This window comes from Kaistella faecalis, from assembly GCF_019195395.1.
Taxonomy (GTDB): domain Bacteria; phylum Bacteroidota; class Bacteroidia; order Flavobacteriales; family Weeksellaceae; genus Kaistella; species Kaistella faecalis.
The window spans coordinates 1,777,005-1,790,613 of the sequence record NZ_CP078067.1 but is presented as its reverse complement, the minus strand read 5'-3'; the positions used below and the strand labels follow the sequence as shown (position 1 = coordinate 1,790,613).

Annotated in this window: 13 protein-coding genes; 3 read left to right on the top strand and 10 right to left on the bottom strand. The window is 40.5% G+C overall.

Going from position 1 to position 13,609, the window contains the following annotated elements:
* Nucleotides 1-133: 133 nt before the first annotated feature.
* The 9 genes from KTV93_RS08540 to KTV93_RS08500 form a co-directional block, all read right to left on the bottom strand.
* Nucleotides 134-2,425: an NADP-dependent malic enzyme gene (locus tag KTV93_RS08540; RefSeq protein ID WP_218248533.1), complete on the bottom strand. Its 2,292-nt coding sequence runs from the start codon at nucleotides 2,423-2,425 to the stop codon at nucleotides 134-136.
* Nucleotides 2,426-2,518: 93 nt separating this feature from the next.
* Nucleotides 2,519-3,379, bottom strand: a complete 861-nt coding sequence (locus tag KTV93_RS08535) for a BadF/BadG/BcrA/BcrD ATPase family protein (protein WP_218248532.1) — start codon at nucleotides 3,377-3,379, stop codon at nucleotides 2,519-2,521.
* Between the two features lie 156 nt (nucleotides 3,380-3,535).
* Nucleotides 3,536-3,784: a NifU family protein gene (locus KTV93_RS08530; RefSeq protein WP_218248531.1), complete on the bottom strand. Its 249-nt coding sequence runs from the start codon at nucleotides 3,782-3,784 to the stop codon at nucleotides 3,536-3,538.
* A 53-nt stretch (nucleotides 3,785-3,837) separates the two neighbouring features.
* Nucleotides 3,838-4,941 carry an Mrp/NBP35 family ATP-binding protein gene (locus KTV93_RS08525; RefSeq protein ID WP_218248530.1) on the bottom strand — a complete coding sequence of 368 codons (1,104 nt, stop codon included), beginning with the start codon at nucleotides 4,939-4,941 and terminating at the stop codon, nucleotides 3,838-3,840.
* A 91-nt stretch (nucleotides 4,942-5,032) separates the two neighbouring features.
* A complete protein-coding gene (gene brnQ, locus KTV93_RS08520) occupies nucleotides 5,033-6,340 on the bottom strand; it encodes a branched-chain amino acid transport system II carrier protein (RefSeq protein ID WP_218248529.1) in 1,308 nt (435 codons plus the stop codon).
* Between the two features lie 47 nt (nucleotides 6,341-6,387).
* Complete coding sequence (locus tag KTV93_RS08515) at nucleotides 6,388-7,638, bottom strand: dicarboxylate/amino acid:cation symporter (protein WP_218248528.1); 1,251 nt, start codon at nucleotides 7,636-7,638, stop codon at nucleotides 6,388-6,390.
* 213 nt (nucleotides 7,639-7,851) lie between these two features.
* On the bottom strand, nucleotides 7,852-8,271 hold the full coding sequence (locus KTV93_RS08510) for an SH3 domain-containing protein (RefSeq protein ID WP_218248527.1): 420 nt from the start codon (nucleotides 8,269-8,271) through the stop codon (nucleotides 7,852-7,854).
* A gap of 6 nt (nucleotides 8,272-8,277) precedes the next feature.
* Nucleotides 8,278-8,757 carry a BON domain-containing protein gene (locus tag KTV93_RS08505; protein ID WP_218248526.1) on the bottom strand — a complete coding sequence of 160 codons (480 nt, stop codon included), beginning with the start codon at nucleotides 8,755-8,757 and terminating at the stop codon, nucleotides 8,278-8,280.
* A gap of 160 nt (nucleotides 8,758-8,917) precedes the next feature.
* Nucleotides 8,918-9,532, bottom strand: coding sequence for an alpha-ketoglutarate-dependent dioxygenase AlkB family protein (locus KTV93_RS08500; RefSeq protein WP_218250521.1), 615 nt, complete (start codon nucleotides 9,530-9,532; stop codon nucleotides 8,918-8,920).
* 63 nt (nucleotides 9,533-9,595) lie between these two features.
* Here KTV93_RS08500 and KTV93_RS08495 point away from each other — a divergent pair, with 63 nt between their 5' ends.
* Nucleotides 9,596-11,452, top strand: coding sequence for a CocE/NonD family hydrolase (locus tag KTV93_RS08495; protein ID WP_218248525.1), 1,857 nt, complete (start codon nucleotides 9,596-9,598; stop codon nucleotides 11,450-11,452).
* Between the two features lie 76 nt (nucleotides 11,453-11,528).
* Here the strand turns inward: KTV93_RS08495 and speB are convergent, their stop codons facing one another.
* A complete protein-coding gene (speB, locus tag KTV93_RS08490; RefSeq protein ID WP_218248524.1) occupies nucleotides 11,529-12,377 on the bottom strand; it encodes an agmatinase in 849 nt (282 codons plus the stop codon).
* A 130-nt stretch (nucleotides 12,378-12,507) separates the two neighbouring features.
* Here speB and KTV93_RS08485 point away from each other — a divergent pair, with 130 nt between their 5' ends.
* A complete protein-coding gene (locus KTV93_RS08485; RefSeq protein ID WP_218248523.1) occupies nucleotides 12,508-12,717 on the top strand; it encodes a DUF5808 domain-containing protein in 210 nt (69 codons plus the stop codon).
* Between the two features lie 54 nt (nucleotides 12,718-12,771).
* On the top strand, nucleotides 12,772-13,431 hold the full coding sequence (locus KTV93_RS08480) for an HAD family hydrolase (protein WP_218248522.1): 660 nt from the start codon (nucleotides 12,772-12,774) through the stop codon (nucleotides 13,429-13,431).
* Nucleotides 13,432-13,609: the final 178 nt, after the last annotated feature.

Below are 13,609 nucleotides of genomic sequence, written 5' to 3'. Positions count from 1 at the left end.
TCCGTAAAAGATCCATTTTTTTACATGTTTTTTAGCAAAAACTGGAAATTACTACGAGCACTTTTCTGAAGTGTTGAAATAAAAAAACTGCGGATATGAGTCCGCAGTTTTTAAAAATTATTATTCAGTTTTATTACTGTTTCATTTCCTCCCTTTTTTGGGCATCCAGGACTGCGATCGTTGCTAAGTTAACGATTTCATCAACACTTGCGCGCATCTGAAGCACGTGAACCGGCTGTTTCAGACCCATTAAGATTGGCCCCACAACCTGCGCCACTTTCATTCCGCGGATAATTTTGTAGGAAAGATTCGCACTTTCGAGATTCGGGAATACAAATACGTTTGCCGGCGTAGTTCCCAGTTTAGAGAACGGATAATCTGAAAGGTGGTCCGCATCCATAGCGAAATCCGGCTGTATTTCCCCATCCACGATCATTTTCGGATATTTCTCATGCAGAATGGTTACCGCGTCCGCTACTTTTTTAGATGTCTCGGAAATCCCCGCGAAATTCTCAAAAGAAAGCATGGCAATTCGCGGTTCGATCGCAAAAGATTTCACCACAATTTCAGACATTCTTGCAATACTTACCAAATCCTGAGCTGTCGGGTTTTGCACGACTGAAGTATCAGCGAAGAAAATCGGTTTTTTCTCCGTCAAAATCATCATCATCGATGAAACTTTGTCTACTCCTTTTTCTTTCTCAATGATCTCCAGCACAGGTCTTAAAGTCGACGAATAATTTTTGGAAAAACCAACAATTAACGCATCTGTATCACCATTTCTCAACATCAAGGGACCAAAATAATCGCGCTGTCGCACAAATCTTTTGGCTTTATATTCGTTCATGCCTTTGCGTTGGCGGAGTTTCCAAAGGTCTTCTCTATAAATTTTTCGGTTTTCTTCCTGGTCATCATCTGCAGGATCAACAATCGGGACATCGATTTCGATCCCGAATTTCTTCATCTGCTCTTTGATGTATTTTTTCTCACCTAAAAGTATCGGTTGTGCAATTCCTTCTTCATAAAGAATCTGTGCAGCTTTCAGCACGTTGTATTCTTCGGCATTTCCGAGGGTAACTCTTTTCGGGTTCGATCTCGCGCGGTTCTGCATCATACGGATGAGTTTTTCGTCACGGCCCATTCTGTCGAGAAGACCGTTTTCGTAATCCTCAAAGTTTTCAATCGGTTTTCCGGCGATTCCGCTTTCCATAGCAGCCTTAGCTACGGCCATGGAAACTTTAGTAATCAATCTGTTATCGAAAGGTTTAGGAATGAAATATTCTCTTCCGAAACTTAAATTCTTTAAATTATAGGCTAAAATCACCGCTTCCGGAACCGGTTCTTTGGCCAAATTCGCAATTGCGTGCACTGCAGCAAGTTTCATGGCTTCATTAATGCCGGTCGCCTGCACATCGAGCGCGCCACGGAAAATGTAAGGGAAGCCGAGTACATTGTTTACCTGGTTAGGATAATCGCTTCGGCCAGTTGCCATGATGGTATCTTTTCTGGTTTCCATTGCCAGGTCATACTCTATTTCGGGATTCGGGTTGGCCAAACCAAAAACGATAGGATTGTCTGCCATTGAAAGAAGCATTTCCGGTGTCATGACGTTTCCTTTTGAGAGACCGACAAAAACATCAGCGCCTTTCAGTGCATCCGAAAGCGTTTCCAGATCAGTTTGTGCGACAAAATCTATCTTTTCTGGGGTAAGATTTTCTCTTTTATGATTAATGATTCCTTTGGAATCACACATCAGGATATTTTCTTTCTTCAGACCCAATTCCACGTAAAGTTTGGTGCAGGCAATGGCCGCAGCTCCGGCGCCGTTCACCACCATTTTTACTTCATCAATTTTCTTTCCGGCAATTTCGAGTGAATTAATTAACGCTGCTGCAGAAATTATTGCTGTTCCGTGCTGGTCATCGTGCATCAGGGGAATATTGAGTTCTTCCTTCAAACGCTGCTCAATATAAAAAGCTTCTGGAGCTTTGATGTCTTCAAGGTTAATCCCCCCAAAAGTCGGCGCAATTCCTTTTACAATCTCAATAAATTTATCGGGGTCTTTTTCATCGATTTCAATATCGAAAACATTGATATCTGCGAAGATTTTAAACAACAGACCTTTTCCTTCCATTACCGGTTTTGATGCTTCTGCACCAATATCTCCCAATCCTAAAACAGCGGTTCCGTTAGAAATTACGGCAACCAAATTCCCTTTTCCTGTATAATCGTAAACCGTTTTGGGATCTTTTTCAATTTCCAGACACGGAATTGCCACCCCTGGTGAATAAGCTAAAGAAAGATCGCGCTGCGAGGAGTGCGGTTTTGAAGGAATTACCTCAATCTTTCCTTTGGGTTCTGTTTTATGATAATCGAGTGCGGCCTGGTTAAAGTTCTTCTCGTCGCGGTTTGTTTTGCTTGACATAATTTTTGTTTTTTCAATATCAGAAACCGGTTTCCCAGGTTCTGAATAAGATTTCTAATAAAATCTCTGCATTAATAAATTCTTTTCTGGTAATCAGTTTAAATCCAGAATATACTTTTTGTGATAATCTACTAAACTTTCAATGGGTTTCTGCACTACTTTTCCGATTTTTAAATTGAGTTCTGCAGCGGCCGCCCTTAAAATATCTTCATAAATAAAGGCGATATAGCCAATAAAATTAATTTCAACCTTTCCTGCTTCCGGATACGGCAGAACCTGATAATCCAGGAAATTTTTCATCTCATCGAAAACCATATTCTGAAAGTAAGGATGCTTTTTTCGGTCTGCCACAAACTTGTTGAATTCTCCTAAATAGGCGTTAGCTCGGGGATTATGGTACATTCTTTTAATTGCTTCTTCGATTGTAAGATTATAAGTTGCGATAAAATCATCTTCCAGATCCTTCGGCAGCTTCTTCATGAAATAACGTCTTAAAAGATGTTTTCCCAAAGCGCTTCCGCTGCCTTCATCACCAATGAGAAAGCCCAGTGAGGGCAAATCTGTACGTATCTTCTCGCCATCGAAATAACATGAATTGGAACCTGTACCTAAAATACAGATAATCGCGGGAGTACCGTTGTAGGCTGCATATGCGGCCGCCGTCATGTCTTCTTTCACTGTAATTTCAGCATTGGGAAAAGTTCTGGCGAACTCATCGGCCACTTTCTTTTTGTTATCAGGAGTTCCGCATCCGGATCCGTAGAAAAAAACTTTTTCAATATGATTTTTAAGAAAGAAAAGCTGCTGATTCTTATCAATTTCCTGCATGATAAACTCAGGATTTATGATATTTGGGTTGAATCCCAGCGTGGTGGTTTTCAGATTGGGTTTCCCGGAATTTTCGAGAATTACCCAGTCGCATTTCGTGGAGCCGCCGTCGACAATGGCAATCATATGCTGTATGGTTTAATCTGCTAAAATATCAATTTAATTTCAAAACTTTTTTATTTCATCCGGAATTTTTCATCACCTCTTACTGACAGAAAATCACTGCATAAAAAAAAGCAATTCAAAAAACGAATTGCCTGAGTTATCTTGTTAGCTGCGAGCTTATTCTACATTCAAGACTTCCAGAATTTCCGGAGCATGTTGTTTGATGGTACTTTCCACCCCCAGTTTCATGGTTGAAAAACTCATGGGGCAACCGTTGCAGTTACCATGAAGTTTTACGTATACTTTCTGGTCTTTCACATCGATAAGCTCAATATCGCCTCCGTCTTTATTAAGAAACGGACGAATACTGTCTAATGCAAACATCACTTTGGTAACCGTAGTTTCGTGATTGATTTCTGTTTTCATAATTTGGTCTTTAGTAATCGGAAATCCGGATAAATCCCTGATATTTTCCAATCTTATTTTTTCGGGGAACAGCCCGCCATAGTTGTAATTTTCACCGCTTCGGTTGCGGGTAAATTTTTATTTCTTTCCACAAGACTTTCCACCATTTTCTGGGCTACATTCCTGTAAATTTCGGTGATTGCTGCACCTTCCTGCATTGCTGCGGGACGGCCAACGTCGCCCGCTTCTCTTATGCTCTGGATGATTGGAATCTCGCCCAACACAGGAATCCCTAAGTCTTCTGCAAGAAATTGTGCCCCTTGATTTCCAAAGATATAATACTTATTATCCGGCAATTCTTCAGGAGTAAAGTAAGACATATTTTCGATTAAACCTAACACAGGAATATTGATGCTTTCCATCTGGAACATTGCGATTCCTTTTCTCACGTCTGCTAGTGCAATATGCTGCGGCGTACTTACGATTACAGCTCCGGTTACAGGAACTTCCTGAATGATTGATAGGTGAATATCTCCGGTTCCCGGCGGCAGATCGATTAAAAGAAAATCAAGTTCTCCCCAAGCCGCATCGCGGATCATTTGGTTCAAAGCTTTGCTCGCCATAGGTCCCCGCCAAACTACTGCCTGATTCGCACCTGAAAAATAACCGATTGAAAGCATTTTCACACCATAATTTTCTACAGGTTTCATCAGGTTCTTACCGTCGATTTCCACTGAAATTGGTTTGGCACCGACTGTATCAAACATCGTAGGAACAGATGGTCCGTAAATATCAGCATCTAAAATCCCTACTTTGAAACCCATTTTAGAAAGGGTTACAGCAAGGTTAGCGGCTACGGTAGACTTACCTACTCCACCTTTTCCCGATGCAACGGCAATAATATTCTGGATTCCCGGGATTTGTTTTCCTTTGATTTGGTTCTGCTGAACTTCGGAAGGTTCGGGAGACGCGATTTTTAACTTCAACACAACATCTTCACCAAATTCTGATGCGAATGCCTGTTTCATAGCGGCTTCCAGTTTCTTTTTTTCGTGCATTGCAGGAGAATGCGCGGTCATATCAATATATACATCATTTCCCATCACCTGGAAATTGTGCACTAAATCATCTACTTCTATCTCTTTCAGAAATAACTGAACTTTTTCTTTCGTCAACATAATTATCTGCTAAAAATTGATTGACAAAATTACGGAAATTTTTCTGTAATTTAGAATGAATAAAAGTTAGATGAACTGACATGAATCAGTATTAATTTTGCCGGGATGTTTTTTTTCGTCCAGAATTAAAGCCTGCGGCAATGAAAAAAGCGAGGAATGACGGGAGCAGCCAACCCAACTGGTGCTGGGATAAAGGAAGCCAGCTGTTGATCTGAGCTATCGATTGCGGAAAAAGATTAAAATGCTGGAATACCGAAAGCGACGCCACCAAGGCAGCAACCGTAACCGCGGCGATAAATGGAGCCCGGGAGAATATAAGTTTACCGAAAAACAAAACCGTAAGGATAAGCGCAAACGTAATTGGATAAATAAAACCAAGAATTACCACTGCGTAATCGATGATTTCTTCAACACTTTTTACTGAGAAGTAACCGGAAACCAAACAGGTAAGCAACACTCCCATTTTATAGTTGATTTTTCCGAAAGTGAGTTTTTCAAGAAAACTGCCCATTGCCGAGGTAAGGGCAATTGCAGTAGTGAGACAAGCCAATGCGACAGCAAAAGAAATAACCACCGTTCCGTTATTACCCAATACCGCGTTTGAAATATGCAGAAGAAGTTCTGTTCTGGATACTGTTTCAGACAAAGGAAAGCCCGAGTGCGCACCGAGATAAATTAAACCGCCATAGATAAACAGCAATGCAATCATCGAGATTAAGCCCGCTGCAATGGTAATTTTGAAACGGTCATTAGCATTGGTATATCCTTTATCGATCGCGGCAGAAATAATTATACCCGCAAAAATTACCGATGCCAACACATCTAGGGTTTGATATCCTTCATGAAAAGCAAAGACAAATGATTGCTGGCTGTTCAATTCCGAAATATGGGAAACATCCGGCGGATTTATGATTCCCATTACCACCAGTATCCCTAAACTTAAAATGAGAAATGGCGTAAGAAAATTCCCGATGATATCTACGATCCGGGATTTCGACACGGACAAAAATATAACTACTCCAAAAAACAATACAGAAAAAAGGATATTATTAAAATCAGGAAAAAGTGGCTGAATACCAATTTCAAAAGTTGCGGCAGCGGTTCTCGGGATTGCAACCAGCGGACCAATGCACAGCATAATTAAGAATGCAAGCACCGTTACGACCAGCGGGTTTACTTTTCGGCCCAGATCCGTAAACGATGTCCCAAAAAGAACAACAGTAAGAACGCCTAAAAAAGGCGCCACAATTCCAGTGGTGAAAAAGCCACTAACCGCAGCGAACCATTCAGTTCCGGATTTCAGCCCGATAAATGGAGGCAGAATGAGATTTCCTGCACCGAAAAACATTGCAAAGAGTGCAAAACCTAAAGTTACTGCAGTTCCGAACTTATTTTTCATTGAAATTGTAAACTTATTTAAAAGTGATTTTCAGGCCTGATAAAAGCTTATAAATCTCCGCCATGATCGTTGAGCTGCCCTTCCCATTTAGAAACAGAAGAAGTTGCCAGCGCATTACCCAAAACATTAGTCATACTTCTTCCCATGTCACAGAAATGATCAATCGGTAAGATCAGGGCGATACCTTCCGGCGGAATTCCAAACATCGTACACGTTGCTACGATAATTACCAAACTCGCGCGCGGCACTCCCGCAATTCCTTTGGAAGTCAGCATCAATACTAAAAGCATGGTGATCTGCTGCCCGAGTGACATATCAATTCCGTAAATCTGGGCGATGAAAATTGCAGCAAAAGTCATATACATCATGCTTCCGTCCAAATTGAAAGAGTATCCCAAGGGAAGAATAAAGGATACAATCCTGTTATTACAGCCGAACCTTTCGAGTTCTTCCACCAATTTCGGAAAAACTGCCTCGGAGCTTGTTGTAGAAAAAGCAATAAGCAAAGGTGCTTTTATTCTGCGTAACAATTCAAAAAGACGGTTTCCTAAAATCAGATATCCCACAATAAGTAATACTAACCACAAAATAGCAAGAGCAAAAAAGAAATCGCGGAGATAAATGGCATAAACTTTAAAGATATCAAAACCGTTAGTAGCTACCACCGCCGCGATGGCACCTAAAACACCCAGTGGTGCAAACCACATGATATAACCTACCATCTTCAAAATTGCGTGTGCACAAATATCGAGAGCACGAACGATCGGTTTTGTGTATTCCTCCCCCATATTTGCCAAGGCAACTCCAAACATAATGGAGAATACTACGATTTGCAGAACCTCGTTTGTTGCGAATGCTTCAAATAAACTTTTCGGGATAATATGTTTTACAAACTGTTCTAAAGAAAGCCCCTGGCTATTTGCCACTACATCGCCGGCATCACCCGCCGCAGGAATCGGAAGCTGCATTACTTTGCCCGGCTCCAGCCAGTTCACGAAAACAAGCCCAATCATTAATGAAACCAGAGAAGCGGTAATGAACCACAGCATTGCTTTTGTTCCCACACGGCCAATCATTTTTATATCGCTCATTTTTGCAATACCCACCACGAGCGTGGTAAATACCAGCGGCGCTATAATCATCTGTACTAACCGGATAAAAACAGTCCCTAAAAGTTTAATGTTTTGAGCAAATCCTTCGGAACTTTCCGGGTATTGGGTGTGTACGATACCGCCCATTACAACTCCTACTATTAATGCAACGATAATGGCAATGAACAGTTTGTTTTGACCTTTCATGAATTTATTGTTTTTTCTGTGAATTAACCGCGTATGGCGATCTTTGAATATAAAATTTGTAAGAATACAAATATATGTTTTTTTGCGGATTATCTTTAATTATGGGCTCATGCAAAACAAAGCATCAAAAAAACAAATAATAAATCAGTTCTAAAAAGGTCATAAAAAAACCTCTGAAAGATTCAGAGGTTTGTAATTTGATTGGAAATCCGATTAAGCTCTTAAATATCTTGCATAAGCGTATCCCTCTTCGCCATCGGCAGTTCTTATTTTCCACCAGTCATCAGAGGTCTGCTCTACTAAAGTTACAGATTCGCCTTTTCCAGCTTTGCCAACAATGGCCGCATCTGTAGAAGGTTCCTGTCTGATATTAAGGTTAGAATCTTCAGTAGCAACTGTTAAAGATGAGCCGGAAGCTAATCCGGAAACCTGAACATCAACATTGATATCTGAAGCTGAATAAGTAGAATCGATTGCTCCAAGCGCGTTCCATACTGCATCTTTCGCTGCTGTAGACGCTGCGCTTCCTGACACATAAAGAATACCGTCCTGTTCTGTTACCTGAAGATTAGAGACACCAGCCGACTGAGCTGCTGAAATTACTCCTGCGTATTTATCCTGTAATGCACTCATGACTGATTATTTTACGGTGTAATTATAGTTAACTTTTCCAGCCTGTAGACCATCCACAGACATTTTGATTTTTCTTGCCTGCTCCGGAGAAACATTTCCTGTAAGCGTTAATTCGCCGTTGATCACTTCAACCTTAACCGAAGGGAAATCTTTAACAGCGTCGGATACCTTTTGCTGAACTGCAGGATCAACAGCAGATACTGTTTCTACAACCACTGGAGCTTCAATGGTTGCCATATCCATTACATCTTTAATTCCCGGAATTGCTTTTAAAGAAGCAATCATTGCATCTTTTGAAGCCTGATCGGCGAAAGTTCCGCTTAAATGCGCAGTACCGTCTTTCACTTCAACGGATGCTGTCGGGTTAGAGGTTACTACTGTTGTAGCCTGGGTTTGTAGGTCGGCATCTGTAACTTTTTTCTTACAGGCGATAGATCCGAAGGATACAGCGAGCGCTAACGCCGCCATTGCGAGTGTTTTTTTCATAGTGAATTTATTAATGTTAATATTGGTTTTCAAATTTAAATATAAAACAGAAGTCCCCTTTATAATAGAATGATAAAATTTTCTTAAAATTTCCGCGCATTTAAGAATTTACACCGTTTTAAAAAGAAACAATTCAAATATACAAGTTTAATATTAGAGTTTACTGGCGTTCATCGATAGTCCTGAAGGTTAGATTAATTCTGGGCAGAGTCACTTTTTTAGTCGGAGGAAGGCGGTGAAGCCAATAAGACTGGGTCTCGTCTTTCATCACCAAAAGGCTTCCGTGTTCTAAAATGAGCTCAACTTTTTCACCACTCACCTTGTGCTTGAAGGAAAACTTTCTTTCTGCCCCCAAACTTACTGATGCAATCGCACCGTTTTTCTTCAGGTCCTTTTCTGCATCGCTGTGGTATGCCATTCCTTCATTACCCGAATGATAAAGGTTCAGCAAACATGAATTAAATTTCTCGCCAGTTTCTTCTTCTATGGCTTTCTTCAATAAAAGAAGTTCTTCAGTCCACGGTAATGCAGTTTTGGTAGTTTTCGAATAAGTATATTCAAACCCTTGGTCTCCGTACCATGCGACCTTTCTTTTTGTGAAGATCTTCTTTCCGAATATAACAGCCTCATCATTTTTCCATTCAATCTTTTCTAAAAGTTTGTGGTAAAAGCGATCCGCATCTTCCCTATCAATAATTTTGCCATAATAAATTACTGTTCCGTCCCGTGGAAGCAGGTTTAGAGAGGAATCACTAAGATTTCCGAATAAGGTCATCATTAATATTTTAAACAATTAAATTTCTGAATTTTTCTATACATTCGTTCAAAATTACTATCTATGAAAAAATGCTTACAGATTATTCTTCTGTTCTGTTTCCTGGCAGTTGCTGCCCAAACTAAATCTGACAATACTTTCGTTAAAGAAAATTTTACCAAAAAAGAGGTTTATATCCCCATGCGGGACGGAGTGAAATTATTCACTTCAATTTACATTCCGAAAGACCTTTCCAAAACAAAAAAATATCCGTTCATCATGCAACGCACCTGCTACAGCGTTGCGCCGTACGGCGAAAATGAATACCGGTCTTCTTTAGGTCCCAACAAATACCTGATGAACGATAAATATATTTTCGTCTATCAGGATGTACGTGGCAGATACATGAGCGAAGGAACTTTTACCAACATGACGCCACAGGTTGAGCGTAAAACTAAAAAAGACGTTGATGAAAGTACCGACACCTACGATACCATTGAATGGCTCCTGAAAAACATTGCTAACAACAACGGAAAAGTTGGTCAGTACGGAACTTCATATCCCGGATTCTATACTGCTGCCGGAATTTTGGCGGACCATCCTGCTTTGGTAGCGTCTTCGCCACAGGCACCGATCTCAGATTTCTGGAATGATGATTTCCTGCACAACGGTAAATTTATGCTCGGTTATTTCCGCACCTTTCCCGTATTTGGCGTTCACAAAACCAAAGCGGAAAACAAAGCGTGGTATACCGATTCTTCAATCAAACAAACTTCCGAAGACGGCCTGAAATTTTACCGTGACATGGGAACTCTAAAGGATGGCTATGAAAAATATTATAAAGACAATTTCTTTATGACCGAAATTATGAATCACCCGAATTACGATGAATATTGGCAGAAAAGAAGTCTTTTACCTCACCTGAAAAACGTTAACCATGCCGTAATGACTGTGGGTGGCTGGTACGACGCTGAAGATTTATTCGGACCATTAAACATTTACAAAACCATTGAAAAAACCAGTCCGAAAGCTAAAAACACTATCGTTATGGGACCGTTTTCTCACGGAGCCTGGGGAAGGGAAACCGGAAAGCATTTTCACAACGATATTTATTTCGGAGACAGCATCGCGACTTATTACCAGAAAAATCTGGAAACCAAATTTTTCAGTCATTATCTGAAAGGAAATACCAAAACTGATGCAGGATTGCCGGAAGCGGTTATGTATGACACCGGAAAAAAAGAGTGGAAAGAATTCAAAACTTATCCCCCAAAAGAAGCGGCAAAACTCAACTTTTACCTCGCGGACGGAACTTTAAAAAACAGCGCCGCCAATACGGTTTCGGAGTATTACAGCGATCCCAATAACCCGGTATTAAGTTCTGATAATTTAAAAGGGTTCAACGGATTTACACCGAGAAATTATATGAGTGAAGACCAGCGTTTCGCCATTGGAAGACCAGATGTTTTAACTTTCACGACAGATATATTAACCGAAGATCTGACTTTCGCAGGTGAAATTATGGCAAATCTGAATATCGCATCCACTTCGACTGATGCAGATTTCGCGGTGAAACTGATTGACGTTTATCCGGAAGATTTTAAACCACTGGAAAAGAAAGATGGCGTCATCTACGGAAATTACCACCAAATGGTGCGCAGTGAAATTATGCCGGCGAGATTCAGAAATTCAAAGGAAAAACCTGAAGCACTGGTCGCCAACCAGAAAACAGCCGTGAATTTCAGATTGCAGGATGTGGTACACACGTTCAAAAAAGGACACCGAATCCAAATTCAGATTTCAAGCACCTGGTTCCCGCTGTTTTCCGTGAATCCTCAAAAATTTATGGATAATCCGAACTTTGCAACAAAAGAAGATTATACCAAAGCTTTCATTAAAATCTTCAGTGACAGTTTTATTGAAGCCGATGTTTTAAAGTAATTTGATAAAAAAAATATCAAAAAATCTCTTTCAGCACAGTGCCGAAAGAGATTTTCGTTTTTCATTATCCTTCCTCTTATTTGGAAATATGATAATATGCTAACATTTTGTAATAAAGCTTTGCCGCCAGGAACGCGGTGGGTTTTGGCATCGGGGAATCCATTAATTCTACAATGTCAAAAGCAACAACGTTACATTTTTCGAAAACTTTCTTCAGCAGTTCCAGTGTTGGATACCATTGAAGTCCGCCCGGTTCCGGAGTTCCTGTAGAAGGTGCAATCGAAGGATCAAAAGCATCCAGATCGATGGTGATGTACACATTTCCGGAAACTTTTGCCAGAACATCATCAATCCAGTTCGGGTTTGTCGCGATTTCGTGCGCCCAGAAACACTGCTCTTTATTCACATGTTCCATTTCTTCCACGTCCATAGAACGGATTCCGACCTGTACTAAATTGTGTTTTTTACTTGCTTCATACACTGCGCATGCATGGTTTGAGGTAGAACCGTGAAAATCCGGACGTAAATCGGTATGTGCGTCAAACTGCAAAACGGTTAAGTTTTCAAATTTTTCACCAACCGCACGGATGGAACCTATTGAAACTGAATGTTCGCCACCAAAAAGCGTAAATAACTTATCCGTGTTCAAAAGTTCCTTGGTCTTCTGATAAACCGCTTCCGTCATCGCTTCCGGTGAAGATTTCTCGGCGATTTCTTCCGCAAGATAAACCCCTTCCAAATAAGGTTCTGTTCCGGTTTCGATGTCGTAAAGCTCCATATTTTCTGAGGCATCAAGAAAAAGTTCCGGGCCTTTGTCTGCGCCCTTTCCCCAGGTTGAAGTTCCGTCGTAAGGAACGGTTACAAGCACTACTTTCGAGGTTTCTAATTGTGCATTTTCCTCCGGAATTCCTGCGTATGTTTTCATGTGAAATTTTGAATTTTGAATTATAGATTTTGAATTTTCAAAGATAAAAAAATCAACCGTAAAACATAACCGGCAATTCGCTGACAGTTGGTAAGTTAGAATTTCATATCTTTAGTTCAAAGCTTTACTGATGGAAAAAGATAATTTAGAAAGTAATTCCGGAAAATGGATTTGGGGAATTTTTTATTACAATAAAGAAGACGACAGAATTTTTCCGCCCAAAAGAATTCCCTGGATGGGTTGGACTGTGAATTTCGCAAACTGGAAATCGATAGCAGCTCTAGTTGCAATGCTTGCTTTTTTCTACTTTGTGATATTCATGATTGAAAGAAACAGCTAACAACGACTGTATAAAGCTAAATGTGAATTTATTTACCTTTGTGAAAAATTCAATATGCCTTTAAAAGCAGTTCTTTTCGATATGGATGGTGTAATTGTGGATACGGAACCGCTTCACCGAAAAGCATATTTCAAAATGTTTGATGATTTGGGAATCGAAGTTCCGGAAGAATTGTACACCACTTTTACAGGCTCATCAACAAAAAAAGTCTGCAGCACCTTAATCGAAAAATTCGAATTGCAGTATTCGCACGAAGAGTTGGCCTCTATAAAACGCAGCTATTTTAAACACTATTTTGATACAGATAGTGATTTTGAACTTCTTCCCGGAGTCAAAAACCTCATTGAAAACTATTTTGAAAACGGCCTGAAACTCATTCTTGCATCTTCAGCTCACATGAATACCATCAACTGGGTTTTCAAAAAGTTTGAATTGGAAAAATATTTTCTCGGAAAGATCAGCGGTGCAGATTTACAGGAATCAAAACCTCATCCCGAAATCTTTATTACCGCTGCGAAAATGGCTGGCGAACCGAAGGAAAACTGTATGGTCATCGAAGATTCCACCAACGGAATTGAAGCTGCATTTTCTGCCGGAATTTTTTGTGTAGCTTACCAAAGTGCTCATTCGAGCAACCAGGTTTACGACAAGGCAAGCTTGCTGGTTTCGGATTTTTCGGATATTGAGTTTGAAAACATCGGGAAATATTTTTAAGTTTCAAAGGCGGCGCGAGCGAAGCGAGCGCAATCCGGCATTTTCGTCGGTGGAAAAAATTTCCACTGGATCTTCTAGCCCCGATTGGAGTGAAAATCCTTTTTTGCGGCGGCGGAGCCGCCGCAAAAGATTACAACAGAAAGCGGGACCGAACATAAAAAAGGAGCAAACCTCTGTT